18 protein-coding genes are annotated in these 26,419 nt (G+C 58.8%); 15 read left to right on the top strand and 3 right to left on the bottom strand.

Going from position 1 to position 26,419, the window contains the following annotated elements:
• Position 1 precedes the first annotated feature (1 nt).
• From mocA to xdhC, 11 genes are all read left to right on the top strand, one after another.
• A complete protein-coding gene (gene mocA, locus G5287_RS06125) occupies positions 2 to 637 on the top strand; it encodes a molybdenum cofactor cytidylyltransferase (protein WP_421231028.1) in 636 nt (211 codons plus the stop codon).
• 331 nt (positions 638 to 968) lie between these two features.
• Positions 969 to 4,079: a putative selenate reductase subunit YgfK gene (ygfK, locus tag G5287_RS06120; protein ID WP_421231027.1), complete on the top strand. Its 3,111-nt coding sequence runs from the start codon at positions 969 to 971 to the stop codon at positions 4,077 to 4,079.
• Between the two features lie 30 nt (positions 4,080 to 4,109).
• Complete coding sequence (gene ssnA, locus G5287_RS06115) at positions 4,110 to 5,438, top strand: putative aminohydrolase SsnA (protein WP_421231026.1); 1,329 nt, start codon at positions 4,110 to 4,112, stop codon at positions 5,436 to 5,438.
• A gap of 80 nt (positions 5,439 to 5,518) precedes the next feature.
• Positions 5,519 to 6,295, top strand: coding sequence for a molybdopterin-dependent oxidoreductase FAD-binding subunit (ygfM, locus tag G5287_RS06110; protein WP_421231025.1), 777 nt, complete (start codon positions 5,519 to 5,521; stop codon positions 6,293 to 6,295).
• Entirely contained in the window at positions 6,292 to 9,189 is a 2,898-nt protein-coding gene (locus tag G5287_RS06105) for a molybdopterin-dependent oxidoreductase Mo/Fe-S-binding subunit (protein WP_421231024.1), read from the top strand. Before ygfM ends, G5287_RS06105 begins: the two co-directional genes overlap by 4 nt.
• 95 nt (positions 9,190 to 9,284) lie before the next feature.
• Complete coding sequence (locus G5287_RS06100; RefSeq protein ID WP_421231023.1) at positions 9,285 to 10,808, top strand: nucleobase:cation symporter-2 family protein; 1,524 nt, start codon at positions 9,285 to 9,287, stop codon at positions 10,806 to 10,808.
• A gap of 52 nt (positions 10,809 to 10,860) precedes the next feature.
• Positions 10,861 to 12,177 (top strand): guanine deaminase, encoded by a 1,317-nt coding sequence (guaD, locus tag G5287_RS06095; RefSeq protein WP_421231022.1) that lies wholly within the window; start codon positions 10,861 to 10,863, stop codon positions 12,175 to 12,177.
• Positions 12,178 to 12,574: 397 nt separating this feature from the next.
• Positions 12,575 to 13,876 (top strand): NCS2 family permease, encoded by a 1,302-nt coding sequence (locus G5287_RS06090; protein ID WP_421231045.1) that lies wholly within the window; start codon positions 12,575 to 12,577, stop codon positions 13,874 to 13,876.
• A gap of 365 nt (positions 13,877 to 14,241) precedes the next feature.
• A complete protein-coding gene (xdhA, locus tag G5287_RS06085) occupies positions 14,242 to 16,560 on the top strand; it encodes a xanthine dehydrogenase molybdenum-binding subunit XdhA (RefSeq protein WP_421231021.1) in 2,319 nt (772 codons plus the stop codon).
• The gene (gene xdhB, locus G5287_RS06080; protein WP_421231020.1) at positions 16,553 to 17,431 is read left to right on the top strand and encodes a xanthine dehydrogenase FAD-binding subunit XdhB; all 879 of its coding nucleotides are present in this window, start codon (positions 16,553 to 16,555) and stop codon (positions 17,429 to 17,431) included. The genes xdhA and xdhB overlap by 8 nt, the downstream gene beginning before the upstream one ends.
• On the top strand, positions 17,428 to 17,913 hold the full coding sequence (gene xdhC / locus G5287_RS06075) for a xanthine dehydrogenase iron sulfur-binding subunit XdhC (RefSeq protein WP_005336775.1): 486 nt from the start codon (positions 17,428 to 17,430) through the stop codon (positions 17,911 to 17,913). Before xdhB ends, xdhC begins: the two co-directional genes overlap by 4 nt.
• A gap of 116 nt (positions 17,914 to 18,029) precedes the next feature.
• Here the strand turns inward: xdhC and G5287_RS06070 are convergent, their stop codons facing one another.
• Positions 18,030 to 18,569, bottom strand: a complete 540-nt coding sequence (locus G5287_RS06070; protein ID WP_026035120.1) for a glycine zipper 2TM domain-containing protein — start codon at positions 18,567 to 18,569, stop codon at positions 18,030 to 18,032.
• On the opposite strand from G5287_RS06070, the gene G5287_RS06065 reads away from it, so the two are divergent.
• The gene (locus G5287_RS06065; RefSeq protein ID WP_227340605.1) at positions 18,556 to 18,816 is read left to right on the top strand and encodes a hypothetical protein; all 261 of its coding nucleotides are present in this window, start codon (positions 18,556 to 18,558) and stop codon (positions 18,814 to 18,816) included. The two genes, G5287_RS06070 and G5287_RS06065, sit on opposite strands and share 14 nt — an antisense overlap.
• A gap of 246 nt (positions 18,817 to 19,062) precedes the next feature.
• Positions 19,063 to 19,251 (top strand): hypothetical protein, encoded by a 189-nt coding sequence (locus G5287_RS06060; protein WP_005345660.1) that lies wholly within the window; start codon positions 19,063 to 19,065, stop codon positions 19,249 to 19,251.
• Positions 19,252 to 19,313: 62 nt separating this feature from the next.
• On the opposite strand, the gene G5287_RS06055 is transcribed toward G5287_RS06060, so the two are convergent.
• Positions 19,314 to 20,840 (bottom strand): YfcC family protein, encoded by a 1,527-nt coding sequence (locus G5287_RS06055; RefSeq protein WP_227340604.1) that lies wholly within the window; start codon positions 20,838 to 20,840, stop codon positions 19,314 to 19,316.
• Between the two features lie 666 nt (positions 20,841 to 21,506).
• Here G5287_RS06055 and G5287_RS06050 point away from each other — a divergent pair.
• Positions 21,507 to 23,129: an acyl-CoA synthetase gene (locus tag G5287_RS06050; RefSeq protein ID WP_227340603.1), complete on the top strand. Its 1,623-nt coding sequence runs from the start codon at positions 21,507 to 21,509 to the stop codon at positions 23,127 to 23,129.
• Positions 23,130 to 23,228: 99 nt separating this feature from the next.
• Here G5287_RS06050 and G5287_RS06045 read toward each other — a convergent pair whose 3' ends face one another.
• Positions 23,229 to 24,518, bottom strand: coding sequence for a GGDEF domain-containing protein (locus G5287_RS06045; protein ID WP_337072267.1), 1,290 nt, complete (start codon positions 24,516 to 24,518; stop codon positions 23,229 to 23,231).
• A gap of 359 nt (positions 24,519 to 24,877) precedes the next feature.
• On the opposite strand from G5287_RS06045, the gene G5287_RS06040 reads away from it, so the two are divergent.
• Complete coding sequence (locus G5287_RS06040; RefSeq protein ID WP_421231019.1) at positions 24,878 to 26,392, top strand: KAP family P-loop NTPase fold protein; 1,515 nt, start codon at positions 24,878 to 24,880, stop codon at positions 26,390 to 26,392.
• Positions 26,393 to 26,419 lie beyond the last annotated feature (27 nt).

The raw sequence follows: 26,419 nt of genomic DNA, 5'->3' as shown, positions 1-26,419 counted from the left end.
AATGACGACCAAAATAAATATCGAAGGGATTGGAAAACAACGTTGCCAGGAACAAGTGCAGTGTGACTGTATAATAACGGCGGCGGGTTTATCTTCCCGAATGGGTACCTGGAAAATGATGCTACCTTATTGCCAGGGGACAATGCTTGATGCAAGTCTCAAAAATGCCCTGGCCTTTTGTCAGCGGGTTATTCTGGTGGTGGGCCATCGTGGCGAGGAGCTTGAAGCGCGCTACGGATCACGGCCGGATATTGTTGTCGTCCACAATCCCGACTATCGGCAGGGACTGGGCAGCTCCATCCGCTGCGCCCTGGCGGCCAGCGATGCTGATTACCTCTTTATCAGCCACGGGGATCTCCCCTGTATCCCGCGCGAGGTCTATCAACAGCTCTGGCAGGCACGGGGTTGTGAGGCTCTTTTCCCCACCTGGCAGGGGGAGGCGGGCCATCCGGTGTTGCTGCCAAAATCCCTTGCCCGCGAGCTGGCTACCGCGCCGGCACAGCAGTCGGTGCGCCGCTGGTTGCAAGAGCATCCGCACCGTATGGTGCCGGTCGACAGCCCCGCCATCCTGTTTGATGTGGATACCCCGGAGCGCTATCAGGCGCTGCTGGGTGGCATTCTTGAAAATGAGAGTTAGCCCACGAAATAACCCAGTTTAAAAAGATAACGGGGAGATAAATGGCGTATCAAAGTGATATTTCTCGCACTTAATCTGATAGGGCGAGTTCTTTTTAATCAGCTTATTAAGTAAATTTCAGAGTGATTGATAACTACTCGCAATACCCATAATGGTGACATCGTAAATTCTCATCATTAATTGGAGCTGCCTCACGCTTTTACCCTAAAAAATAGTTTTGCCGATGGAGTGGCCTGATAGTTGCTCCTCTCCTTGCCAAGGGGTAATGCCCGTGCGGGATACCCCATTTATTCATGCTGCCAATGCGCAGAACAGCTGCAAGGAGATAGCCATGGGCGATATTATGCGACCCGTTCCCTTCAAGAACCTGCTGACCCGTATTTTTGCGGAATATAAAGAGAGTCAGAGCATTTTCGGTATTCCCGCCGCACAATTTTATCGCAAGCAGGACGAGCGCAAGATCAAGGTGTTCGGTGAAACCTGCGAGACCCCCATCGGCCCGGCAGCCGGCCCCCATACCCAGTTGGCCCAGAACATCGTCACCTCCTGGCTGACCGGCGGGCGCTTTATCGAGCTCAAGACGGTGCAGATCCTGGACCGTCTCGAACTGGAAAAGCCCTGCATCGATGCCGAAGACGAGTGCTTTAACACCGAGTGGTCTACCGAGTTCACCCTGCCCAAGGCGTTTGACGAGTATCTGAAGGCCTGGTTTGCCCTCTACCTGTTAGAAGAGGTGTTCGACCCGCGTCTTGAAGGGGAGGCCAAGTCCTTCATTTTCAACATGAGCGTGGGTTACAACCTCGATGGCATCAAACAGCCGCCGATGCAGCAGTTCATCCACAGTCTGATGGATGCAAGCCAAAGTCCGAAGTTTGCCGAGTACCAGCAGGTGCTGCGCGAGCTGGTGGTCGACGAGCAGTTTATCGCCGAGCTGGGACTGGGGGCGCGGCGCGATCGCCTGCAACAGCTGGTGGAGCGTATCCCGGCTGAGCTGGTGCACGGCGTTACCCTCTCCACCATGCATGGCTGCCCGCCCAACGAAATTGAGGCCATCTGCCGCTATATGCTGGAAGAGAAGGGGCTCAACACCTTCGTCAAACTCAACCCGACCCTGCTGGGTTACCCGCGGGTGCGCGAGATCCTCGATACCTGTGGCTTTGATTACATTGGTCTGAGCGAAGAGTCGTTCGATCACGACCTCAAGCTGGATCAGGCCAAGGCGATGCTGACCCGCTTGATGGCGCTGGGGGCCGAGAAGGGGCTCACCTTCGGGGTGAAACTCACCAATACCCTTGGCACCATCAACCGCAAAGGGGCACTGCCCGGCGATGAGATGTATATGTCCGGCCGTGCGCTGTTCCCGCTCTCCATCAACGTGGCCGCCGTGCTGTCCCGTGCCTTCGATGGCAAGCTGCCCATCTCCTACTCGGGCGGTGCCAGCAAGTTCAACATCGCCGAAATCTTCGAGACCGGTATCCGTCCCATCACCATGGCCACCGACCTGCTGAAACCGGGCGGCTACCTGCGCCAGATCGAGTGCCTCAAAGAGATCGACGCTTCTGACAGCTGGGGCATGAGTCAGGTGGACGTGGCCAAGCTGGAGGCGCTTGCCGCCAAGGCGCTCACCATGGATTACACCCAGAAGGAGTGGAAGTCCGAGGATCGGATCGAAGTGGGTGGTGGCCTGCCGCTGACCGACTGCTACGTGGCGCCCTGCGTCACCGCCTGCGCCGTGCATCAGGATATCCCCGAGTACATTCGTCTGATGGGCGAGGGAGAGTATGTGGCAGCCCTTGAACTGATTTATCAGCGCAACGCCTTGCCTGCCATCACCAGCCACATCTGCGATCACCAGTGCCAGTACAACTGCACCCGTCTCGACTACGACAGCGCGCTCAATATCCGCGAGCTGAAAAAAGTGGCGCTGGAGCGCGGCTGGGAAGGGTACAAGGCGCGCTGGCACAAACCGGCTGGCAGTGGTGACAAGCATCCGGTGGCGGTCATTGGCGCCGGCCCGGCCGGTCTCTCCGCCGGTTATTTCCTGGCCCGTGCCGGCCATCCGGTCACCGTGTTCGAGCGCGAAGCGGATGCCGGTGGTGTGGTCAAGCACATCATCCCCGAATTCCGCATTCCGGCCGAACTTATCCAGCATGACATCGACTTTGTTGCCGCCCACGGGGTCAAGTTCGAGTTTGGCTGCGATCCGGCGCTCACCGTCGATAAGCTGCACGCCCAGGGCTTTACCTATGTCTTCGTCGGCATCGGCGCCGACAAGAATGGCGGCATGCGTCTCGAAGGGGGACACGAGCGGATTTACAAATCCTTCCACTTCCTGCGCAGCTTCAATCAGGGCAAACCGCTGCCGCTCGGCCGCCATGTGGCGGTGATCGGCGCCGGTAACACCGCCATGGACTGCGCCCGCGCTGCCCTCAAGGTGCCGGGTGTCAGCGATGTGACCGTTATCTACCGTCGCAGCGAGAAAGAGATGCCCGCCTATCGCGAGGAGTATCTGGAAGCGGTGGAGGATGGGGTGCGTTTCTGCTTCCTCACCAATCCGGAGCGCTTTGACAAAGATGGCAAGCTCACCGTGCGGATGATGGCGTTGGGGGAACCTGACGAGCAGGGCCGCCGCCGTCCGGTGCCCACCGAGCAGACCGAAGTGATGCAGATGGATGCGCTGATCACCGCCATCGGCGAGCAGCCTGACGGCGAGGTGCTCAAAGCGATGGGCATTCCCTTGGGCAGCGATGGCTGGCCCGAGGTGGACAGCCAGACCGGCGAAACCAGCCGTCGCAACGTCTTCCTTATCGGTGACGTGCAGAGCGGCCCGTCCTCCATCGTCGGTGCCATCGGTGGTGCCCGCCGCGCCGCGGATCTGGTGCTCTCTCGCGAGCATATCGCCAGCCAGCAGAGTGAAGTGACCATCCAGCCGTCGGGCAAGGATGAGATCTACCGTCGCAAGGGGAGCATCGCCGTCACTATGGTCGACAAGAATGAGCGGGATGCCTTCGTGGCGCAAGAGGCGCACCGTTGCCTCGAGTGCAACTACCTCTGCAGCAAGTGCGTGGATGTCTGCCCCAACCGGGCCAACGTCGCCATTGCGGTGCCGGGCTTCAAGGATCAGTTCCAGACCCTGCACCTGGATGCCTACTGCAACGAATGTGGCAACTGCGCCCAGTTCTGCCCGTGGCAGGGCAAGCCCTATCAGGACAAGGTCACCATCTTCAGCCTGCCCGAGGACTTCGACAACAGCCGCAACCCCGGTTTCTATCTGGCGGATGGTGGCGAACTGCGGGTGCGTCAGGGTGGCGAGACCTATCGCCTGACCATAGACGCCCAGAGCCGGATCAAGGATGCGCCAGCGGCCCTTGGCGATATGTGCCGGATCATCAGCCATGTCCATGCTCATCACCACTACCTGCTGGGGGCCGTCGAGGCCTGAGCGAACCACGAATAAGCGAAGGAGCACACCATGTTTATTCTGAAAAACGTCACCGCTGTCCAGCTGGAGCCGACCCGGGTGCTGGAAGGGGTGGATATCGCCATCGAAGGCACCCTTATCAAAGCGGTGGGGCCCAATCTGCGGGCCCTCTACCCGGAGGCCAACTATCGGGAGATGGGCGGCAAGCTGGTGATGCCGGGCATCGTCTGTGCCCACAACCACTTCTACTCAGGCCTGTCGCGGGGGATCATGGCCAACATTGCCCCCTGCCCGGACTTTATCTCCACCCTGAAAAACCTCTGGTGGCGGCTCGATCGGGCGCTCGATGAGGAGTCCCTCTACTACAGCGGTCTCATCTGCTCGCTGGAGGCGATCAAGAGCGGTTGCAGCGCGGTGATCGACCACCACGCTTCGCCCAACTTCATCAAGGGCTCCCTGAATGTGCTGCGCAAAGGGTTTATGGAGGCGGGCCTGCGCGGCATGACCTGCTTCGAGACCACGGATCGCAACGGCGGCCTCGCCGAGCTGCAGGCTGGGGTGGAGGAGAACATCCTATTTGCGCAGGCCATTGATGCCGCCAAGGCCAAGGGGAACGAACCCTATCTGGTTGAAGCCCATATCGGCGCCCACGCCCCCTTCACCGTACCAGACGAAGGGCTAGCCATGTTGCGCGAAGCGGTGCAGGTTACCGGTCGCGGGCTGCATATCCATGTGGCGGAAGACCGCTACGACATGGCCCACGGCCACCACCACTATGGCAAGGAGCCCATCGCCCGGCTGGACGAGTTTGGCCTTATCGACAGCAAGTCACTTGTCGCCCACGGCATCTACCTGAGCCCGGCTGACATTGAGCTGCTCAACAGCCGCGATGCCTTTCTGGTGCACAACGCCCGCTCCAACATGAACAACCACGTGGGCTACAACATGCACCTGCCGGAGTATCGCAATCTGGCGCTCGGTACCGATGGCATCGGCTCCGACATGCTCGAAGAACTCAAGTTCGCCTACTTCAAGCACAAGGATGCCGGTGGCGCCCTGTGGCCCGACAGCTTTGCCCGCTTCCTCTGGAACGGCAACACCCTGCTGGAGCGCAACTTCGGTGCCAAATTTGGCAACCTGGAGCCGGGCTACAAGGCCGACCTCACCATTTGCGACTACGACGCACCGACCCCGCTGGCGCCGCGCAACCTCGGCGGCCATCTCGCCTTTGGTATGGGATCGAACAGCGTCAACAGCGTGATGGTGGAGGGGCGCATGGTCTATCAGGATCGCGAGTTCCCGTTCGATGTCGCGCCCATTTACGAGCAGGCCAGCAAGGTGGCGAGCCGCCTGTGGCAACGGATGGATCAGCTGGCCTAAGGCCACCTTCCACAGTTTTGGACCGGATTGCCCGCCCTGTTGATTTTCCCGGCGGCGGGCAGCAAGAGTAAGGACGACACATGATTGAGCAATTCTTCCGACCCGAGCAACTGGGTCAGGCTTTGGAACTCAAGGCCAGTTTCGGCAACGACGCCGTCTACATGGGAGGCGGCAGCAAGCTTAACGCCGCTCCGACTCGCACCGACAAGAAGGTCGCTATCTCGCTGGACAAGCTGGGACTGAACCAGATTGAGCAGCAGCACGGCCAGCTCCATATCGGCGCCACCGTCACCCTGCAGACCCTGAAAGAGGATCCCCGTACCCCGGCCGCCCTGTGCGATGCGCTGGGGTTTGTCTACTCCCGCCATCTGCGCAATCAGGCCACCATCGGCGGCGAACTTGCCTGCCAACAGCAGGACTCCCCCTTGCTGCCGGTGCTGCTGGTGCTCGAAGCGGTGGTGGTGCTGGAGAACAACCTGCTGCAACCCATCGACGCCTATCTGGCGGGTCAGCGCAATGCCCTGGTGCTGGGGGTTGTGCTGCCGGAGCCTGAACTGCGCTGCGCCACTCGCCGCATCAGCCGCAACGCCGATGGCTTGGCGGTGATGACCGCCGCCGTGGCCCTCGACAGCATTGGCGAAATGCGGGTGGCTGTCGCTGGCGTCACCCCGCAGCCGATGCGCCTGCGGGATCTGGAGCGCCGCGAACTGCACGATGCCGCGCTGGAGGCCGCCGTAAGCGAGCTGATTGCGCCCCGTGAAGATCTGGCGGGCAGCATAAGTTACAAGCGGTATATCACCGGCGTGGTAGTGGCGGATCTGCTGGTGGATTGCCAGCAGCAGGAGGTGCAAGCATGATGGAACTCAACTTTACCCTGAACGGTGCCCTGCGCACCGTCATCTGCAAGGCCGGTGACAATGCCCAGCGGGTGCTGTTCAACCAGTGCCGGATGCACTCGGTGCGCAACAGTGACGACGGCTTCGGCTTTGCCGGTTCTGACGCCATTCTCTTCAACGGCAAGGTGATCAACGCCTCTCTGCTGATCGCCGCCCAGCTGGATGGATCAGAGGTGCGCACCGCCGAGTCGCTCGGCAGCTGGAACCAGCTCAGCCTGGTACAGCAGGCGATGGTAGATGTGGGCGTGGTGCAGTCCGGCTACAACGATCCGGCTGCGGCACTCATCGTCACCGACCTGCTTGATCGCCACCCCGAGCCTACCCGTGATCAAATCGACGATGCCCTCTCGGGCCTCTTTCACCGGGACGGCGGTTATCAGCAGTTTTATCAGGCCATCGAGCTTGCCTGTTCACGGATGAAGGATCCCGATTACCTGTGCCAGATTGCTCCCGAGTTTCGTGACGACCTGCGCCATATCGGCAAGAGCTGTCCGAAAGTGGACGCCGCCAAGATGGTGCAGGCCAAGCCCTGTTATGTGGAGGATCGGGTTACTGAAGATGCGTTGATCATCAAGATGCTGCGCAGCCCCCATCCCCATGCGGTGATCACCAAACTCGATGTGAGCCGCGCCGAGGCGCTGCCGGGCGTCGTGCATGTCATTACCCACCTCAACTGCCCGGATGTGTTTTACACTCCGGGTGGTCAGAGTGCTCCCGAGCCGTCACCGCTTGATCGCCGTATGTTCAGCCGCAAGCTGCGCCACGTAGGTGACAGGGTCGCCGCCGTGGTGGCCGAGAGCGAAGCCATCGCATTGGCAGCCCTGAAACTCATCGAGGTCGAGTATCAGGTGCTGCCAGCGGTCATGAATATCGATGAGGCGATGGCCCCCAATGCACCCCTGGTACACGACGAGCCCATTGTCTACATGGCCGGTGCGCCTGCGGATCTCGAGCAGCAGAACGCCTGCTCGGTACGTCGCGGCGACGAGCACATGATCATCAACTTCCCCATCGGCTCCCGCCCGCACGAGAACCTGGCCGCAAGCGTCCATGGCCAGATCGGCGATGTGGCCAAGGGCTTTGCCGAGGCGGACGAGATAGTCGAACGTACTTACGAATCGACCCAGGCCCAGCAGTGCCCGACCGAGCCGCACATCTGCTTCACCTATATGGATGGGGAGCGTCTGGTCATTCACGCCTCTACTCAGGTGCCGTGGCACGTGCGCCGTCAGGTGGCGCGTATCGTCGGCCTCAAGCAACATCAGGTGCACGTGATCAAGGAGCGGGTAGGGGGCGGTTTTGGCTCCAAGCAGGACATCCTGCTGGAAGAGGTGTGCGCCTGGGCGACCAAGGTCACCGGCCGTCCGGTCACCTTCCGCTACACCCGTGAAGAGGAGTTCATCAGCAATACCTCGCGCCATGTGGCCAAGGTGAAGGTGAAAGTGGGGGCCAAGAAAGATGGCACCATCACCGCCATCGAGATGGATTTTCGCGCCAACACCGGCCCTTACGGCAACCACTCGTTGACGGTGCCGAGTAACGGCCCGGCGCTCTCCCTGCCGCTCTATCCGTGCGACAACGTGCGCTTTACCGTCAACACCTACTACAGCAACATCTGCCCGACCGGCGCCTATCAGGGCTACGGCGCGCCCAAGGGCAACTTCGCGCTGACCATGGCCATTGCCGAACTGGCCGAGAAACTGGGTATCGATCAGCTCGACATGGTGGAGCACAACCGGGTGCATGAAGGGGACATCCTCAAGGTGCTGGGGGCCATCGGCGAGGGCAAGATGCCGACTTCTGTGCCCCACGCGGCCAGTTGCGCCCTCGAGCCCATCCTCAAACAGGGTCGCGAACTGATTGCCTGGGATAGCCCCAAACCCGCCGATGGAGATTGGCGCATCGGTCGTGGCGTCGCCATCATCATGCAAAAATCGGGGATCCCGGATATCGATCAGGCCAACTGCATGGTCAAGCTGGAATCGGACGGCACCTTTATCGTCCACTCCGGTGGCGCCGATATCGGTACCGGCCTCGATACCGTGGTCGCCAAGCTGACCGCCGAGGTGCTCGGTTGCCCGCTCAGCGATGTGCATGTGATCTCTGGCGACACCGACCACGCCCTGTTCGACAAGGGGGCTTACGCTTCGTCAGGCACCTGCTTCTCCGGCAATGCGGCCAAGATGGCGGCCGAGAACCTCAAGGCGAAGATCCTGTTCCACGGCGCCGCCATGCTGGGCGAGCCGGTGGAGGATGTGGAGCTGGTTCATCCGGGTATAGTGCGCGGCAAGCAGGGGGAGGTGACCCTTGCCAAGCTGGCCCACAAGGCGGAGACCGGTACCGGCTTCGGTATCCTCGTGGGCACCGCCAGCTACATCACCTCTGAGCTTGCCTTCCCGTACGGGGCCAACTTCGCCGAGGTGGCGGTCAACGTCAGAACCGGCGAGATCCGGCTCGACAAGTTCTACGCCCTGCTCGACTGCGGCACCCCCATCAACCCGGAACTGGCGCTCGGTCAGATCTACGGGGCGACCATGCGGGCCATCGGCCACACCATGACCGAGGAGATCTGCTACGACAGCAAGGGCATCCCGCTGACCCGGGATCTGAAGAGCTATGGCGCGCCCAAGATTGGCGACATTCCCCGCGACTTCCGGGCCTTCCTGGTGCCGAGTGACGACAAGGTTGGCCCCTACGGCGCCAAGTCCATCTCGGAGATCGGGGTCAACGGCGCGGCGCCTGCCATCGCCACCGCCATCCACGACGCCTGTGGTGTCTGGTTGCGCAAGTGGCACTTCACGCCGGAGCAGATCCTGCGCGAACTGGGCAAGCTGGAGCAAAAAGTGTCGGCATAACAAAAGAAAAGGTGAGGGGCGGGCACCAGCTCGCCCCCAGCGCCTGACGGCGGAATGAGTACTCCGCCTACATTCTGTGTGATGGGACAAACACGATGTCTAAAACAACACGCAAGCACTCGGATCTCATTTACGAGCTGGAAGACAACCCCCCGTTTTATCAAACCCTGATGGGCGCAGTGACCCATCTGCTGGCGATTTTTGTCCCCATGGTGACCCCGGCGCTGATCGTCGGCGGCGCCCTGGGCCTCTCCACCGAGATCACCGCCTATCTGGTCTCCATGGCGATGATCGCTTCCGGTATCGGCACCTGGCTGCAGGTAAACCGTTATGGCCCCATCGGTTCGGGGCTGCTCTCCATCCAGTCGGTCAACTTCTCCTTCGTCACCGTGATGATCGCGCTCGGCGGCGCCATGAAAAAAGATGGCATCCATGAGGAGCTGATCGTCTCGACCCTGCTCGGGGTCTCCTTTGTCGGCGCCTTTCTGGTGATGGGCTCCTCCTTTGTGCTGCCCTACCTCAAGCGGGTGATCACCCCGACCGTGAGCGGTGTGGTGGTACTGATGATTGGCCTGAGCCTTATCAAGGTGGGGATCATCGATTTTGGCGGCGGCTTCTCCGCCATGAGCAGCGGCACCTTTGGCAAATACGAGCACATCGGGCTGGGGCTCTTGGTGCTCTGCGTCATCGTCGCCTTCAACTGCAGTCGAAGCCCGCTGCTGCGGATGAGCGGGATCGCCATCGGCCTGCTGGTGGGTTACGCAGTGGCTTTGATGCTCGGCATGGTGGATTTCTCCGCCCTTGAGAACCTGCCGCTTATCACTGTGCCGATCCCGTTCAAGTACGGTTTCTCCTTCGATTTTCACGCCTTTATGTTAGCGGGCACCATCTATCTGTTGAGCGTGCTGGAGGCGGTGGGGGACATCACCGCCACCGCCATGGTCTCCCACCGGGATATTCAGGGCCCCGAGTTTCAAAAACGGCTCTCCGGCGGTGTGCTGGCGGACGGGTTGGTCTCGGTCATTGCCTCGGCCCTCGGCTCTTTGCCACTCACCACCTTTGCCCAGAACAACGGAGTGATCCAGATGACCGGGGTGGCCTCACGCCATGTGGGCAAGTTTATTGCCGTCATTCTGGTGCTGCTGGGGCTCTTCCCGGTGGTGGGGCGCTTCTTTACCACCATACCGTCACCTGTGATGGGGGGAGCCATGGTCATCATGTTCTCCATGATCGCCATCGCTGGTGGTCGCATCATCATCAGCCACGGTTTCGATCGGCGGGAGACTCTGATTGTCGCCACCTCCCTGGGTCTTGGGCTCGGGGTTTCCTATGACCCGAACGTCTTCAAGGTGCTGCCGGCGGGTATTTACATGCTGGTGGAGAACCCCATCTGCGCCGGTGGTATCACCGCCATCATCATGAATCTGGTGCTGCCGCAAAGCCGCAAACGCAAGGCGGCCGTCAGGGATGCCGAGGCGGTGGAGGTGATCCAGTTGAGCGACAAGCCGGATGTGATCTTTACCGCCCGCAGCGCGGGCCTGTCATCGGCCAGCAAGGGGGAGGGGTCACCAGAGCCAGTGCCCGGGCAGGCGGTGGCGCCACAAGTGGAACGGATCTGACGGTTAAACCGGCAAAAAACGTCAACAGAACAAGAAAAACAGGGAAACGGTTATGAAAAACGACAACTCTGTCAAAGCGGTACGCGGCAGCTTCTTCGATATCACCCGGGTGGTGGATCAGCCCGAGGAGATTGAGTCCAACGCGCGCCTTATCGAGGATGGTCTGCTGATCATTCGCAACGGTTGCATCGACTGGTTCGGTGAGTGGGAGGAGGGCAAGGATCGCATTCCGGCCGAGGTGCGGGTGCGGGATTATCGCGGCAAGATGATAGTGCCTGGCTTTGTCGATACCCACATTCACTATCCCCAGAGCGAGATGGTGGGGGCCTATGGCGAGCAACTGCTGGAGTGGCTCAACCGCCACACCTTCCCGGCCGAACGGCGTTACAACGATCTCGAATATGCCCGCGAGATGTCCACCTTCTTTATCAAGCAGCTGCTGCGCAACGGCACCACCACGGCGCTGGTGTTCGGCACCGTTCACCCCGAGTCGGTGGATGCCCTGTTCGAGGCGGCCAGCCGCATCAACATGCGAATGATCGCGGGCAAGGTAATGATGGATCGCAATGCGCCCGATTATTTGCTCGATACCGCCGAGAGCAGCTATGTGCAGAGCAAGCAGCTCATTGAGCGCTGGCATGGTAACGGTCGGCTTCTATATGCCATCACACCAAGATTTGCACCCACTTCGACATGCGAGCAGCTGACGATGGCGCGGCGGCTGCGCGAAGAGTTTCCCACCACCTATCTACACACCCATTTATGCGAGAACAAGGATGAGATCGCCTGGGTAAAATCTCTCTTCCCGGCACACAAGGGTTATCTCGACGTCTATCACCAGCATGGGCTGACCGGCCACAACTGTGTGTTTGCCCACTGCGTCCATCTGGAAGAGCAGGAGTGGGATTGTCTGAATGAGACCAATTCCACCATCGCGTTTTGTCCCACCTCGAACCTTTATCTCGGCAGCGGTCTCTTCAAGCTGCACAAGGCGTGGCGCAAGCAGGTGAAAGTGGGGATGGGTACCGACATCGGCGCCGGTACCACCTTCAACATGCTGCAGACCCTCAACGAGGCCTACAAGGTGATGCAATTGCAGGGAGAGCGCCTTTCGGCCTATCAGGCCTTCTATCTGGCGACTCTGGGCGGTGCCCATTCGCTCGGGCTTGATGAGAAGATCGGCAGCTTTGCGGTGGGCAAGGAGGCGGATTTCGTGGTACTCGACCCCGTCGCCACCCCGCTGCAACAGCTGCGGTATGACAACTCCACCACCTTGCGCGACAAGCTCTTTGTGCTGCTGACGTTGGGTGATGACAGATCCATCTACCGCACCTATGTGGATGGCCAACTGGTGCATGAACGGGGGTAGGGGCTGGAGTGGGCTGCCGCGGCGCAGCCCCAACGAATACGGCGGCTGGCGTGCTCCACAGGGGCGCCAGTCTTGCCGCACGACAGGGGATCTCCCCGCATAGAACGTGAAATGGCCCGGTTTTTTTGACCAGCAAGGCAAACGTTTGAGTCAAGGCTGCCTGCCCTGGTCTGTCTGTCGCATCCTCTGCCACCATCGCCTGTTTCTCATCAGACTGGCGTTCGGCAGACCCGCAGATCCTGTCGCCATTTCGTCATGGAACATTCAGGCGCGTGTGAAGGAGTTGGGTATGACCCAAGCAAACAGCAGGACAAACAGCGTGGAACAGCTGGCCAATGATGACGCCAGCCAGAGCGCAGCAAAGCAACAGCCGCTCACGGCTCTTGATCGCTACTTTATGATCAGCGAGCGGGGCAGCAACGTCAGACAGGAGGTGCTGGCGGGCCTCACCACCTTCCTTGCCATGGTCTACTCGGTGATCGTGGTGCCGAGCATGCTCGGCAAGGCGGGCTTTCCTCCCGGCGCTGTGTTTGTCGCCACCTGCCTGGTGGCGGGGTTCGGTTCGCTCTTGATGGGGCTCTGGGCCAAGTTGCCGATGGCCATCGGCTGCGCTATTTCCCTCACGGCGTTTACCGCCTTCAGTCTGGTGCTGGGGCAGCAGATCCCCATTCCGGTGGCGCTGGGGGCCGTATTCCTGATGGGGGTGCTGTTTACCGCCATCTCGGTGACCGGGGTGCGTAGCTGGATCCTCGACAACCTGCCCATGGGGATTGCCCACGGTACCGGCATCGGTATCGGTCTCTTCCTGCTGCTTATTGCCGCCAACGGGGTGGGGCTGGTGATCAAGAACCCGCTGGAGGGGCTGCCGGTGGCGCTGGGGGCTTTTACCTCCATGCCGGTCATCATGTCCCTGATCGGCCTTGCGGTGATCTTCGGGCTGGAGAAGCTTCGAGTACCGGGGGGGATCTTGCTGGTGATTATCGCCATCTCAATCTTCGGCCTGATTTTCGATCCGGCGGTGAAGTATCAGGGGCTGTTCGCCCTGCCGAGCCTCTCGGACGATCAGGGCAAGTCCCTCATCTTCAGCCTGGATATCATGGGGGCCCTCTCGCCGCTGGTGCTGCCCAGCGTGCTGGCGCTGGTGATGACAGCGGTATTCGATGCCACCGGCACCATCCGCGCCGTGGCGGGGCAGGCCAACCTGCTCGATAAGGATGGTCACATCATCAACAGCGGCAAGGCACTCAGTGCCGACTCGGTCAGCAGCATCTTCTCCAGTCTGGTGGGGGCGGCCCCGGCTGCCGTCTATATCGAATCGGCCGCGGGCACGGCGGCGGGGGGCAAAACCGGCCTCACCGCGACCGTGGTCGGTGGCCTCTTCCTGCTGATGCTGTTCCTCTCGCCGCTCTCCTATCTGGTGCCCGCCTATGCCACCGCGCCAGCCCTGATGTATGTGGGGCTCTTGATGCTGAGCAACGTCACCAAACTCGATTTCGATGACTTTGTCGGGGCCATGTCCGGGCTGGTGTGCGCGGTATTTATTGTGCTCACCTGCAATATCGTCACCGGCATCATGCTCGGCTTCAGTGCGCTGGTGATCGGCCGCATCTGCTCGAAGGAGTGGCACCAGCTCAACGTCGGCACCGTGGTCATCGCCCTAGCGCTGGTGCTCTTTTATGCTGGGGGGTGGGCTATTTAGGGATAACCCGCCCGTTTGGGGTCGCACTGGCGGCCCCATTTTTATATCTGCGGCGCTCTGACCGTCAACGCTGGTTACCATGCCTCAGCCGCTGGTGCCATCGCGATACCATTTTGATAAATCCTCCTACCAGATTGATAGGCTCCCACCCTTGCTCTCCTCGCTCTGCCGCTTTTTTCACCGCTGATGTGCCCCGTTTGCTCAGGGGCTGCCCTTGGCTTGTCGCTTCGGGCCAACAAAAGCGGGCTAGATGGGATCCCCTTCACACTTCTTCCCATCGCCGGGGAGAGAGGGGGAAACAGGCGCATATCTTGCTGTTTTTTATCCCGGTTCTGGATTTTTCTTCCCTGAAAAAGGACTTGATCATGTCCATAGGATTACCGCTCAAGCGGGTGGATGCCGAGGCCAAGGTGACCGGCAGTGCCCGTTATACCGATGACAACATCATGCTCGGCATGCGCCACGCCAAGTACGTGCGCAGTAATATCGCTCATGGCAAGGTGCTTGCTATCGACGCCAGCGAGGCCCTGGCGCTGCACGGGGTCGAAGCCGTGTTCACCCATGAAGATGTGCCCACTACCTGTTTTCGCACTGCCGGCCACGCCTGGTCCCTCGATGAGGCCAAGCGGGATGTGAAAGACCGCCGTCTGCTCACCGACCATGTGCGCCACTTTGGCGATGGGGTCGCCATCGTGGTGGCCCGCGATCCGCTGGTGGCCGAGAAGGCTGCCGCCCTGGTCAAGGTGACCTACGAACCGCTGCCGGTGATGACGGATGCCCACAGTGCGCTGGCCGAGGATGCTTATCCCATCCATCCGAATGGCAACCTGCTGCGGCAAAGCCAGATCCGGGCGGGTGAGCCGGAACAGGCAATCGCAACAGCGGATCTGCAGTTCAAGGCGCACTATCAGACGCCGGTGGTACAGCATTGCCATCTGGAGACGGTGACCTGCTACGCCTATATGGATCAGCCGGACCACATCATCGTGGTCAGCAGCACCCAGATCCCGCAAATTGTGCGCAGCCGGGTGGCCAAATCCCTCGGTCTGCCCTGGTCGAGCGTGCGGGTGATCAAGCCCTATATGGGCGGCGGCTTTGGCAACAAGCAGGATGTGCTGGAAGAGCCGATGGCGGCGTTTCTGAGCTACAAGCTTGGCGGCGTGCCGGTCAAGGTGACCTTGAGCCGGGAGGAGTGCTTCTTTGCTTCCCGCACCCGCCACGGCTTTGCCATCGACGGCACCCTCGGTATCAACCGGGATGGCACCCTTAAGGGGTATCAGCTTGACGTGCTCTCCAACACCGGCGGCTATGCCTCCCACGGCCACTCCATCGCCAGCGCTGGGGCCAACAAGATCAGCTACCTCTATCCGCGTAGCGCCTTTGGCTACGACGCCCAAACCTTCTACAGCAACCTGCCCACCGCCGGTGCCATGCGCGGTTACGGCGCGCCGCAGGTGATTTTTGCCCTCGAATGCATGCTGGATGATGCCTGCGCCGAACTGGGGCTGGATCCGCTTGATGTGCGTATCGCCAACGTGGCGCGCGAAGGGGACGTCAATCAGGTCAACCAGAAGACCATCTACAGCGCCGGGTTGCCGGACTGCCTGCTGCGTGGCCGCGAGATGTTCGAGTGGGATCGACTCAAGGCCGAGTGCTTGGGGCAGGATCCTGCGAGTCGGGTGCGGCGTGGCATCGGGGTGGCCTGTTTCAGCTACGGCTCCAACACCTATCCGGTGGGGGTGGAGATCGCCGGTGCCCGCATGCTGCTCAATCAGGATGGCACCGTCAATCTGCAGATCGGCGCCACCGAGATAGGGCAGGGGTCGGATACCGTCTTTGCCCAGATGGCGGCCCAGACGTTGGGCATTCCGTTTGAGCAGATCCGGGTCATCTCGACTCAGGATACCGACATTACCGCCTACGATCCTGGCTCGTTCGCCTCGCGTCAGAGCTATGTGGCGGCCCCCGCCATCCATCAGGCGGCGCTGCAACTGCGGGCCCGCATCCTCTCGCTGGCAGCCCAGCTCTGCCATCAGGATGTGGGGTCCCTCACCCTGATCGACGGTTACGTGGTATTGGCCGGTGCGCCGGAGAAGGTGCTGATCAGCGTCGCCGAGGTGTCGGTCAACGCCTATTACCACCTCACCATCGGCGGCCAGATCGCCTCGGAAGTCTCCCACAAGACCACCACCAACCCGCCGAGCTTTGGTTGCACCTTTGTCGATCTCAGCGTCGATATCGATCTCTGCAAGGTAACCATCAATCGCATCATCAATCTGCACGATGCAGGCAAGATCCTCAATCCGCAGCTGGCGGAGGGACAGGTGCACGGCGGCATGGGGATGGGGATCGGCTGGTCCCTGTTCGAGGAGATGATCATCGACGCCAAGACTGGCGTGGTACGCAACCCCAACCTGCTCGACTACAAGTTCCCCACCATGCTGGATTTGCCCGAGCTGGAATGCGACTTCGTGCAGACCTACGAGCCTCAGTCGGTCTATGGCCACAAATCCCTGGGGGAACCGCCCATCATCTCGCCGGGCCCGGCGATCCGTAACGCCATTCGCATGGCGACCGGGGTGGCCATCAACGAGCTGCCCATCACCCCCAAGACCCTGTTCCGGGAGTTTGTCGCGGCGGGTTTGATTGGCGAGGGATCAGGGGAGGAGCAACACCATGTTTGATATTGTCCGTTACTACAAGGCGCACTGCGTGGCCGAGGCGGTTGCCCTGCGTCAGGCTGACCCCGAGGCGCGTCTCTTGGCTGGTGGCACCGATGTGATGATCCAGCTTCATCACCTCAACGCCGCCTATCGCCATATCGTTGATATTCACGACTTGCCCGAACTCAAAGGGGTGTGCGAGTTGCCTGATGGGTCGATCCGCATCGGCTCCGGCACCACCTTTACCGAGATCATCGAAAACGAGCTGGTGCAGCGTCGCCTGCCGATGCTGGCCGAGGCGGCCGCTACCATCGCCGGCCCGCAGATCCGCAACGTCGCCACCTATGGCGGCAATATCTGCAATGGCGCCACCAGTGCAGACTCGGCGGCGCCGACTGTCGCGCTGGAAGCAGAGCTGGAAATCGCCGGCCCCGATGGTACGCGCCGCATACCCATCGCCGGTTTTCACACCGGTCCCGGCAAGGTGGCGCTGCAACCGGCGGAAATTCTGGTGGCATTCCACTTTGCGCCGGATTCTCACCCCCATGTGGGCTCCCACTACTTCAAATACGCCATGCGCGATGCCATGGATATCGCCACCATCGGCTGCGCCGCCTACTGTCAGATTGAGAATGGTCACTTCAAGAGTCTGCGGCTGGCCTATGGGGTAGCGGCCCCGACACCGGTGCGCACCCCTCACGCGGAAGCTGCGGCCGAAGGGCAACCGCTGACTCGCGCCACACTGGCAGCGATTGCCGAGGCGGTGGTGGCCGATGTGGCGCCACGATCCTCCTGGCGGGCAGAGAAGGAGTTTCGCCTGCACCTTATCAAAACCCTGGCGCAGCGGGTGGTCGCCTGCGCAGTCGAACGTGCCGGAGGCAAGATCCTATGATGCAACCGCAAAGCTGTCCCGCAGTGGAGATCCAGTGCGAGATCAACGGCAAGCCTTACTCCTATGCAGTGCCGCCCACCATGTCGCTGCTCCACTTTCTGCGCGGGCAGGGGCTTATCAGCGTGAAAGAGGGGTGCAGTGTCGGTGAGTGCGGCGCCTGTACCGTGCGGGTGGATGGCACCGCTATCGACAGCTGCCTCTATCTGGCGGTCTGGGCCGATGGCAAATCCATTCGTACCGTGGAGGGGGAACGCAAAGGTAACGAGCTCTCTGATGTGCAGCAGGCCTTTATCGACGAGGGGGCGGTGCAGTGCGGTTTTTGCACCCCAGGCCTCGTGATGGCGAGCGCCGCCCTGCTCGACAAGACCGAGCGCCGTCCGCTGACCGATGCGGAGATCCGCCGCGGGCTATCGGGCAACCTCTGCCGCTGTACCGGTTATCAGAACGTGGTACGGGCGGTGAAGAAGTGCTGCAAAGGGTGATAGTTCGGGTGCCGTGAGTGGTGCGTGCTGTTGTGTGAGAAAGGAAATCAAGCCGCCCAAAAACACAGGCCCGCCTCGAAAGAGGCGGGCCTGCTGCTGAGTGGGGTCAGGATAAATCACACTTTTGGCTGGTCGATCACCAATTTGCCATCTTTGACCGGAATGGTGGCGCCCGGGGCTTGCTTCATGCGGATCACCCCCTCCTGACCGGCGAGGCGATAGGTCACGTCATAACCAATGGTGTTGACGCTCGTATCCTGTACGGTTTTGCAGCGCTGCTCGGTGGTGGTGTAGGTATCGCCCGCCTGCATATTGCCCTGCACCTGATTACCGGCATAACCCCCCGCGACGGCCCCGGCTGCGGTGGCCACCTTCTTGCCGCTGCCGCCGCCAAACTGGTGGCCAACCACGCCACCCAGCGCCGCACCCACCACTGTGCCGAGGATCTTGTGCTCATCCTGTACCGGCTTGCGGTGGGTCACGGTGACGTTGCGACACTCCTGGCGGGGGGTCTTGATGGTCTCGGTGATCGGCTTGCTGGCGATCACCTCGGCAAAGGTGGGCTGGGGTGTAAAGAGGGAGCCGCTGGCCGCCGCCGAGAGTGCCAGGGCCGAGGCGATGCCAATACCGATACCTGCCATCATGGATCTGTTCATCTTATGGTTCTCCTGCATACCCATCCGGGCTGTTCCAATCTGGCGCCATCTTGTCATAACCGGTTGGCCGGACAAGGCGCGGGGGATGGGCCTGCGACAGGCGCTGGCAAGGTCAAAAAACAGCCACCATGAAAAACTGTCTGGCTTTGGCGACAACGGACTAAAAGTGACCAGTTTCCGGCGCATGGCGGGCTTTGCCAGTGTGATAAGGAGCAATTCGAGTCGCAATTTGCAAGGCGGGCGGTGAGCAGAATGCCAGAGTGCTGACGGGTGCAGGTCAAGGGAGGTCTTGAACAAGGGCTCTGTTCGTTGAGATGGCCACGCAAGTGGTTGATAAATGGCTCCAGCCCCATCGGATGTTGGCCGATAAGAGATCACGGCAAGCATTTTGCCTTGATTGGGTGAAGCAGAGGGTGAACGGGTCGGCAGACAACTGCGTAAGACCTGATATGAAGATGTTCACCCGAGATCACCGGATCAACGAGGTGGAGATATGTCAATGTTACCCAGCTGGATCACCCCGGCCATCCAGGCCAACATCATTACGGTGCAGCAGGCCGAACGTCTGCTCTCATCCCTCTACCGGCCCTTGGCCGAGCAGGGAGAGGAGCTTCCCGCCGATATCGCCGACATCAGCCTAAAGCTCTACTGCTTCCGCCAGCAGGGGCGGGTGCGCCACTAAGGCTGACAAAAGAACACCCCGCGCCAGGCACGGGGTGTTGTCACTCATGTATCACAGGCCCATCAGGCCAACATCACTTGCGTCACCAGCATCAGGGCGCCAAATCCCAGCACAAAGCCCACCATGGGCAGCACGAACTTGACCCACTTGTTGAACTGGATGCCGAGCATCTGCAGAGTGACCAGCACCAGTCCGGTGGGGGCCAGGAACAGCATGGCGTATTGGCCCCAGTTGTAGGCCGACACCACGATATAGCGGGGGATCATCACAGTATCCGCCAGCGGCGCCATGATGGGCATGGAGAGCACCGCGAGCCCCGAGGAGGAGGGCACCACCAGCCCCAGCAGGGTGAACACCAGCATCTGCGCCACTGCGAACACGGCGCCGTGCATGCCGGAGACCAGATCGGAGGCGTAGGCCAGAATAGTGTCCGAGATCATCCCCTGATCCAGCACCAGATTGACCCCCCGTGCCAGCCCGATGATGAGCGAAACGGCCACCAGCTCCGACGCCCCCTGAGTAAAGGCCTCGACAGCCTCTTTCTCTTTGAGACCCGAGATAAAAATGATGATGATGGCGATGGTCAGGAAGGAGGCCGCCATCTGCGGGAACCACCAACCGGCCATGGAGACGCCCCACACCATCAGCGGGAAGGCGAGGATAAACAGGGTCAGAATAATCTTGCGGCGCAGGGTGAAGGGCACCCCTTCGTCCATAGAGCCCTCTTTGAGAAAACGGGCGCGAAAACTCTCTCTGTCCTCATAGGTGTAGGAGAAGGCTGGATTGGCCTTGATCTTCTTGCAGTACCAGTAGAGATAACCGATCACCACCAAGGTGCCCACCAGACAGCCAATGGCGCGAAAGATCAGCCCCTCGGTAAAGGGAATGCCGGCGGCATTGGAGGCGATCACCACCGAGAAGGGATTGATGGTGGAGAAGGTGGTTCCCATGGAGGCGGCGAGGAAGATGGCCCCTACGCAGACGATGGAGTCATAGCCGAGCGCCAGAAAGATGGGTACCAGTATGGGGTAGAAGGCGACCGCTTCTTCCTCCAGTCCGCAGGTGGTGCCTCCCAGCGCCATCACGAAGCAGACCAGCGCCACAAACAGGAACTCGTTGCCCCGGGTCTTGTGTGAGAGGGCGACCAGCCCCGCACTGAATGCGCCTGTCTTGTTGATGACGCCGATCAGCCCCCCGAGCACCAGAATAAAGACGATGATATCCGCCCCCTCGATGGTGCCCTTGACCATGCTGACTGCCACGTCACTGAGCCCCTTGGGTGCTTGCTCCAGCCGTGCATAGGTGCCGGGAATGGCGATGGGCTTGCGGATGGTGCCGTTGGTAAATTGCTCCACCGCAATATTGATATTGAGTTTTGCCAAGGCATCCTGGGTTGCGGGAAGTCGGCTTATTTCCCCCTGTGGGCTATTGACCATCAGGCTTTCACTGGCTGTATTATAAGAGAGCTTGGCATAGGCGCCCGCCGGAATTATCCAGGTCAGTGCAATGGCCAGTAACATAATAAGAAACAGAATGGTAAATGCAGTAGGGAATTGTCTGCGTGGTGTGGTATTCGGCACGGCACACATAAAATGCTCCTTGATAAAGCAGGTTTGGGCTCGGCGGAATATCGGGTCGATAGGGTTTCTGCGTCATACATCCAAGGTACGCAAAATCACTGTAGATTGCGTAGTGATTGGCGAGAAATCTGGCCTGATATTGAACATCCGGTGGATTGTTTCACGTTGTAACCGTAACCCGTGTGCGGCTGGATGAACATGGTGCCATGCTCGCTTTATGGGATGGCTCACAGAATTTATTTGTCATGGATTTAATGACTGGGGTGAAATAAATGGCGTTATGCAATAACTATTTCAGCTTTCATTTAACGTGCTTTGCCTTAAATAAACGGCATGAAAATAGTGCGTGCCGAGATGAATGAAATGACACATAAAGCAGCTTTGACGGAATAATATTCCACTATCGTCATTTTTTGTTTTTCGCCAAAAACAGCCTGTGAAAAAAATGGCACGCTTTCCAGTAACGAAATATTTTTTGCAACGAAAACAGGGGTCCCCTATTGGCAGCAGGCTGCCCCTGTCTAAGACGTTTTGCTAATACCTGCCGCCACAGGCTCACTGTTAGGCTGTCATCCCCATAAGAGACCAGTGACGGGCAGGATGCCCATGTCGCTTGCTGATCTCTGAATCATCCCGAAACTGCCCGTTTTGTGCCACTTGTGAGGAAGGAATCCGATGACAGTGCAGAACATCTATGAGCGCAACCTTGCCAAAACCGCCGCCAATTTTGAGGCCCTGACCCCCATCAGCTTTTTGGGGCGGGCGGAGCGGGTCTATCCCGACTATCCGGCGCTGATCCACGGCTCGCTACGCCAGAGCTGGGGCGATACCGCCCGCCGTTGCCGCCAGCTGGCCTCGGCCCTGCGGCTTAGCGGTATCGGGGAGGGGGATACCGTCTCCATCGTTGCGCCCAATATCCCGGCGATGTTTGAAGCGCACTTCGGGGTGCCCATGAGCGGCGCTGTGCTCAACACCATCAATACCCGGCTCGATGCCGAGTCGATGGCTTTTATCTTTCAGCATGCCCAGAGCAAGGTGGTGCTGGTGGACAGGGAGTTTGGCGCCGTGGTGCGCAAGGCGCTGGATCTGCTGGAGCGCCAACCGCTGGTCATCGCCATCGACGATCCCCTCTACCGGGAAGGGGCGCTTGTCAGTGACCTCGACTATGAGACCTTTATTGCCACTGGTAACGGCGATGAACCCGGCTGGTTGCCAGAGGATGAGTGGCAGGCCATCTCCCTTAACTACACCTCCGGCACTACCGGCAACCCCAAGGGGGTGGTCTATCACCATCGCGGCGCCCACCTCAACGCCATCAATAACGTACTCTCCTGGGAGCTACCCAAACATCCCGTCTACCTCTGGACCTTGCCGATGTTTCACTGTAACGGCTGGTGCTTCCCCTGGACGCTGGCTGCGACCGCCGGGGTGAGCGTCTGCTTGCGCCATGTGCAGGCCGCCGCCATTTATGAGGCGCTGCACGAGCACAAGGTGAGCCACTTCTGCGCGGCGCCCATCGTGCTCAATATGCTCAACAATGCCGATCAGGCGCTCAAGCGGGGGCTGGATCACCCCATCAAGGTGATGACCGCTGGCGCTGCGCCCCCCGCCACCGTGATCGCTGGGATGGAGGCGATGGGGATTGCCGTGACCCACGTCTATGGCCTCACCGAAACCTATGGCCCCTGCGTGTTGTGCGAGCCGCAAAGAAGCTGGCAAGGTCAGGATGCCACTGCGCTCTCCCGCCTCAAGGCGCGGCAGGGGGTTGCGTCGCCTCTGCAGGGGGAGATGCGGGTCATCAATCCGGTCAGTGGCGAGCCGGTGGCCAAAGATGGCAAAACCATGGGGGAGATAGTGCTGCGGGGCAATGTGGTGATGAAAGGCTATCTCAAGAACCCGGCGGCCAGCGCCGAGGCGATGGCGGACGGCTGGTTTCGCAGTGGGGATCTGGCGGTGTGGCACCCGGACGGTTATGTGGAGATCAAGGACAGATCCAAGGACATCATCATCTCGGGCGGGGAGAACATCTCCAGTCTGGAGGTGGAAGATGTGCTCTATCGCCATCCGGATGTGGACGAAGCGGCGGTGATCGCCATGCCCGATGAGAAGTGGGGGGAGGTGCCCTGCGCCTTCGTCAAACTGAAAGAGGGGCGAGAGACTACCCAGGCGGAGCTGATCGCCTTTTGCCGTGAGCAGATGGCCCACTTCAAGGCGCCCAAGCGGATCATCTTTACCCCGCTGCCGAAGACCTCGACCGGCAAGGTGCAAAAGTTTGTGCTGCGCAAACAGCTGGGTTAGGTGCTAATCGAGCGTGAGTGAAAGCAGCGTGCAATAGGATGACTAAGCTGTCGGGATAAATGCAGCAAGGGAAGTGGGAGTGCCTGACTGGCCAGCCAGCTATCGTGCCTTGCACGCGACGCAGTTGCGGCCGCTCTGTTTGGCCTGATAGAGCATCTGATCGGCGCGCGCGTAGAGGCTCTCCATCTGCTCCCCCTTGCTATTTTCCACCAGCCCGGCGCTGATGGTGATGACCAGCTCATCCCCATCGGCAAGGGGTAACGGGCTTTGCATCACCTGCTTGCGCAGCCGTTCGGCCAGTGATGCGGCGGCTGAGAGGGTGGTGTTGGGCAGCAAGATGGCAAACTCGTCACCGCCGATGCGGGCCAGCACATCTTCGCTGCGCAGCACCGATTGCATCACCCTGCCCAGATGGATCAGCGCCTGATCGCCCAGCGGGTGACCGTAGCGATCGTTGATGCATTTGAACTGATCCACATCCAGCACTATCAGCACCGAGGTGAGCTGGTGGCGCATGTTCATACTCAGGTTCTTTTCGCACACCTCGAAGAAGAAACGGCGGTTATAAAGTCCGGAGAGGCTGTCACGAACCGATTGATATTGCAGTTGTTCCTTGAGCTGGTGCAGCTCGGTGATATCGGAGGAGATACCGATCAGGGTGGGGGTACCATCAGCCAGCTTGAAGGGGACTTTGACAGACCAGTAGTAATGTTGCTTGCCTTCGGTATCGGTCAGTGACTCTTCACCGGCTTGCAGCTCACCCGTTTCGAACACCCGGTTGTCCAGCTGCCACAGCTGGTTGGCTCCGTGTGGGGAGAACAGCTCATTATCGCTGCGGTTGATGATCTGTTCGGCGGGTAAACCGAGCAGGGCACACACCTTCTGATTGACGTAGAGAAAGCGGTGCTGGCTGTCCTTCATATAGATATGGGCATCCACGTTGGCCAGGATGATCTCCAGCAACTGATGCTGCTCGGCCATACGGGCCTCAATCAGCTTGTGTTCCGTGATATCGGTGGAGATGCCGCACAGACCGATCAGCGTGCCATCCCGGTCGTACATCGGCTTTTTCACGCTCCAGTAGACCCGTTTCTCTCCCGTGGGTTTGAGGTAGTTGATCTCCTCCCGGGCGATGGCGACCTGCTGCTCCAGCACCTGACGATCATTTCGTCTCAGATCTTCCGAGAAGTCGAGGTCAAAAAAGGCGCGATCATCCTTGCCTTGCAGTTCGGCCAGGGTACAACCAAAGAGATCCAGCACAGCCTGATTGGCATAGATATAACGGCCATCCAGATCCTTGGTAAAGAGGTAAGCCCCCATCTCGTTAAAGATGGATCTGAGGTGATCCAGCTCGTGCTGCAATCGGGTGGAGAAGGGTTCATCCTTCATGAAGTTGGCCATCCTTGGGTCGCTGTGATGGGTTGGCTGAACACGAGGCCAACGTGCATCAACTGCTTTAAATTAAGCACTCTTCACGGCATATTTCTCATTTATTTCCGCAGGTTCTGCGTTATGTCACATGGTTGTAACCTCTTAGCAAATCAAAGGAAATCAGTTGAGTCCATGGTTGTTGAGATAGCTTGCCACCATGTATCGACCCCGTATCATCGGCTCTCGACAGAGAAGTTGAACAACAGCTAAATAAACCTCCCCGAGTGGCAAAAAGGGTAACGAACAGGTCTTTAGTCAAACTATTTCCTCGGTGTCCCTGATATCATCTCCAGCAACGCAATATGGAGAGATACGAGATGGTAGTGGCACCGTTTAATTGGAATGACACAGTTCAGTGGGACGGGCCGGGGGCCATTGCGGGTAGCGAAGAGAGTTTGAGCGCAGATCGGCTGGATCGCGCCCGCTATGCAGAATTTCTGACCAACTACCTCGCCGCCGAAGGCAAGCAGCGCAACTATGTGCTCAACCTCAATGCCGAGTGGGGGGCGGGTAAAACCTGGTTTATCAAGCGCTGGTATATGGAGCTGAAAGCGCACTATCCCACTGTCTATATCGACGCCTGGCAGCAGGACTTTTCCGATGATCCCTTATTGACGGTGATTTCGTCGATTATCGATCAATTGAAAGATGCAACAGGAAATAAGGTTTCCATACCTGATGGCATCAAGCCCAAGCTATTGGGTTTGCTCAAGCTGGGCGGAAAATTGGTGCTCAAGTCTGCTATTAAAAAAGCTGGACTTGAAGATGGTGATTTTTCTGTGGAAGGCGAAGACGCAGATAAGCTGGTTGATACACTTTGCAGCAATCACAAAGAGCGTTATGAATCTATCCAGTATCTTAAACAAGAGATCCGTCAATGGGTGGAAGGGGCTGTTGGTTTAAGTGAAGGAGAACTGGATTATCCCGCATTTATTTTGATAGATGAGCTTGATCGTTGTCGTCCCTCTTATGCTGTAGAAATGCTGGAGACCATCAAACATATTTTTGATATTCCCGGGGTGGTGTTTGTACTGGCAACAGATACTGAGCAGTTGCAGCATGCTATCAAGGTCATTTATGGCGATGGTTTTGATGCAGAAAGCTATCTTGGCCGATTTTTTCATAGACGATTTACGTTAGGCAGTATCTCTCGGCGAGAGTTTATTCAGCAGGCAGTTGTAGATAAAAAATTGCATTTTGAGCATATCAATGCATGGCCGAAAATAACTGATAGTCAAGTGTTGGTAAATGTATTAACAGCTGTCTGTGATCATTTTTCATTGAGCTTAAGAAGAACAGAGCAAGTGTTGGACCGAATGATTGCTTCCATCGTCAATTACCAAGGTTGCACAATAAATCTGATTTTTCTTGTTTATCTGTTTTCTCTGTGCGAGAAAAACAATGAAGATTATCGAGCTGTAGTGGATGGAAAAATGCCTACTACAGATAATCACCCTAAGCTAAAAGGCTTTAACGCTCTAATCAATGAATATGTAGAACAAAATTTTTCTTGTTTTATAAAGGCAGAAAGCTCCATGGGTACTCATATAGAGTTTATGGGTGATGGTAAATATCGAAACCCCTTCGAAGACAAGGAGTATAATGTTTCTTTAAAGGAACTGTTGGTGGCGTCATATAAAAGTATGCTAAATCCAGCACTAGATTATAGTTATTCGAATCGACTTCTAGATTTAGTAAAAGAATATTCAAGTCAATGTCGTAAGTTAACAGTAAAAGAGAGTTCTACTTTGGCAGAAAAAGAGCTGTCACAGTTGGAACGACGTTTAACAACGTATAAGAATTTAGTTGAGTTGGCCGTGCATCTTGACTAAATAAAGCCGGGATAACCCGGCTTTATT

The organism is Aeromonas sp. 603079 (assembly GCF_049172135.1).
Classification (GTDB): domain Bacteria; phylum Pseudomonadota; class Gammaproteobacteria; order Enterobacterales; family Aeromonadaceae; genus Aeromonas; species Aeromonas veronii.
This window is presented reverse-complemented; position numbering and strand designations above follow the sequence as displayed.

What these genes read in the sequence shown, in the direction of transcription:
- G5287_RS06050 (WP_227340603.1), top strand. Translation starts at nt 21,507, where the DNA reads ATGACAGTGCAGAACATCTATGAGCGCAACCTTGCCAAAACCGCCGCC.
- G5287_RS06105 (WP_421231024.1), top strand. Translation starts at nt 6,292, where the DNA reads ATGATGGAACTCAACTTTACCCTGAACGGTGCCCTGCGCACCGTCATC.
- G5287_RS06040 (WP_421231019.1), top strand. Translation starts at nt 24,878, where the DNA reads ATGGTAGTGGCACCGTTTAATTGGAATGACACAGTTCAGTGGGACGGG.
- ssnA (WP_421231026.1), top strand. Translation starts at nt 4,110, where the DNA reads ATGTTTATTCTGAAAAACGTCACCGCTGTCCAGCTGGAGCCGACCCGG.
- G5287_RS06065 (WP_227340605.1), top strand. Translation starts at nt 18,556, where the DNA reads ATGGATCTGTTCATCTTATGGTTCTCCTGCATACCCATCCGGGCTGTT.
- G5287_RS06055 (WP_227340604.1), bottom strand. Translation starts at nt 20,840, where the DNA reads ATGTGTGCCGTGCCGAATACCACACCACGCAGACAATTCCCTACTGCA.
- xdhB (WP_421231020.1), top strand. Translation starts at nt 16,553, where the DNA reads ATGTTTGATATTGTCCGTTACTACAAGGCGCACTGCGTGGCCGAGGCG.
- ygfM (WP_421231025.1), top strand. Translation starts at nt 5,519, where the DNA reads ATGATTGAGCAATTCTTCCGACCCGAGCAACTGGGTCAGGCTTTGGAA.
- G5287_RS06100 (WP_421231023.1), top strand. Translation starts at nt 9,285, where the DNA reads ATGTCTAAAACAACACGCAAGCACTCGGATCTCATTTACGAGCTGGAA.
- G5287_RS06060 (WP_005345660.1), top strand. Translation starts at nt 19,063, where the DNA reads ATGTCAATGTTACCCAGCTGGATCACCCCGGCCATCCAGGCCAACATC.
- ygfK (WP_421231027.1), top strand. Translation starts at nt 969, where the DNA reads ATGGGCGATATTATGCGACCCGTTCCCTTCAAGAACCTGCTGACCCGT.
- G5287_RS06045 (WP_337072267.1), bottom strand. Translation starts at nt 24,518, where the DNA reads ATGAAGGATGAACCCTTCTCCACCCGATTGCAGCACGAGCTGGATCAC.
- guaD (WP_421231022.1), top strand. Translation starts at nt 10,861, where the DNA reads ATGAAAAACGACAACTCTGTCAAAGCGGTACGCGGCAGCTTCTTCGAT.
- xdhA (WP_421231021.1), top strand. Translation starts at nt 14,242, where the DNA reads ATGTCCATAGGATTACCGCTCAAGCGGGTGGATGCCGAGGCCAAGGTG.
- G5287_RS06070 (WP_026035120.1), bottom strand. Translation starts at nt 18,569, where the DNA reads ATGAACAGATCCATGATGGCAGGTATCGGTATTGGCATCGCCTCGGCC.
- xdhC (WP_005336775.1), top strand. Translation starts at nt 17,428, where the DNA reads ATGATGCAACCGCAAAGCTGTCCCGCAGTGGAGATCCAGTGCGAGATC.
- G5287_RS06090 (WP_421231045.1), top strand. Translation starts at nt 12,575, where the DNA reads ATGATCAGCGAGCGGGGCAGCAACGTCAGACAGGAGGTGCTGGCGGGC.
- mocA (WP_421231028.1), top strand. Translation starts at nt 2, where the DNA reads ATGACGACCAAAATAAATATCGAAGGGATTGGAAAACAACGTTGCCAG.